1 protein-coding gene is annotated in these 1315 nt (G+C 35.9%); it reads left to right on the top strand.

Going from position 1 to position 1315, the window contains the following annotated elements; all coding sequences use genetic code 11:
* Positions 1–88 precede the first annotated feature (88 nt).
* Positions 89–1270 (top strand): integrase core domain-containing protein, encoded by a 1182-nt coding sequence (locus ESV24_RS15175; protein ID WP_111817166.1) that lies wholly within the window; start codon positions 89–91, stop codon positions 1268–1270.
* Positions 1271–1315: the final 45 nt, after the last annotated feature.

Raw genomic sequence — 1315 nt, 5'->3', positions numbered from 1 at the left:
GGTACGGTAAAGGGACATCCTTTACAAAGTTAAAGGGACATAGTTTACACTTTTAAGATTCATAAATTACATGAAAAAGTAATTTATCATGGTCTGGAAAGCAAAAACTAAAATGGAACAAAAAGTAGAATTTATTCACGAATGGTTAACTCAAAAGTACACCATCACAGAACTTTGTAGGTCATTTAATATATCCCGACCTACCGCTTACAAGTTGATTTCTAGGTATGAAAAAATGGGACTATCGGGATTAATTGAGCAAGAAAGAGCTCCAATTAATCACCCCAACAGAACCAATCATAAAGTTGAAGATTCAATCTTAAAATTAAAAAATAAACACATGCTTTGGGGAGCGAAGAAAATTCGCATTTTGTTGTTTAAACAGTATACTGAAGAACTTATTCCAAGTGTGGTTACTGTTCACAACATCCTTTCTAAAAATGGCCTAGTTAAACCTCAAAAGCGAAGCAGAAGAGTCAAGCCTGTATTTCCCATTTTCGACCCTAAGAAATGTAATGAAGTTTGGAGCGCAGACTATAAGGGAAAGTTTTTAATGGGAAATAAAATATACTGCCATCCGCTCACTATTGCCGATTCAAAGAGTAGGTTTTTGTTTACAGCAAAAGGGCATTATAAAGAAAACTTTCTCTCTGTTAAGCAAGAGTTTACAAAGGTTTTTAGAAAGTATGGCATTCCTAAACAGATACATACCGACAACGGAAGTCCCTTTGGATCTGTAGCTGCTATTCAAAGATATACCAGGCTATCCTATTGGTTTATTGAATTGGGAATAGACCCGGTTTATTCCGACCCAGCACGACCAGACCAAAACGGAAGACACGAACGTATGCACCGTGATTTAAAGGCAGCTTGTGCCAAACCCTCATCATTTGATTTGAAGGCACAACAATGTAGCTTAAATCGGTTTGTAAAAGAATATAATCACATTAGACCTCATGAAGCTTTAGGAATGAAAACCCCCGCAGATTGCCATGATTTTTCTAATAGCCCATACCCTGAGAAAATCTCAAAATATGATTACCCATCAAAAATGAAAGTGATGAAGGTATGCCAAAATGGAGCCATGCGGTGGAAGTCGTATTATTGGGTATATTTAACTGCTGGACTAAAGGGGAAATATGTAGGTGCCGAAGATCAAGGAAACGGAATTTGGAGAGTATTTTATAGAGACGTATTTTTAGGCTACTTTAATGAAAATAAAATAAGAGAAAAACAAGTATCAATTAGACTAAGTCAAAATCTAGTGTAAAGCATGTGACTTTAACTTTGTAAACTATGTGCCTTAACGAACATT

Source organism: Aequorivita lipolytica, assembly GCF_007997135.1.
Lineage (GTDB): Bacteria > Bacteroidota > Bacteroidia > Flavobacteriales > Flavobacteriaceae > Aequorivita > Aequorivita lipolytica.
Note: the sequence above shows the minus strand (reverse complement) of the source record. Positions and strands in the feature narration are given on the sequence as shown.

What these genes read in the sequence shown, in the direction of transcription:
- ESV24_RS15175 (WP_111817166.1), top strand. Translation starts at nt 89, where the DNA reads ATGGTCTGGAAAGCAAAAACTAAAATGGAACAAAAAGTAGAATTTATT.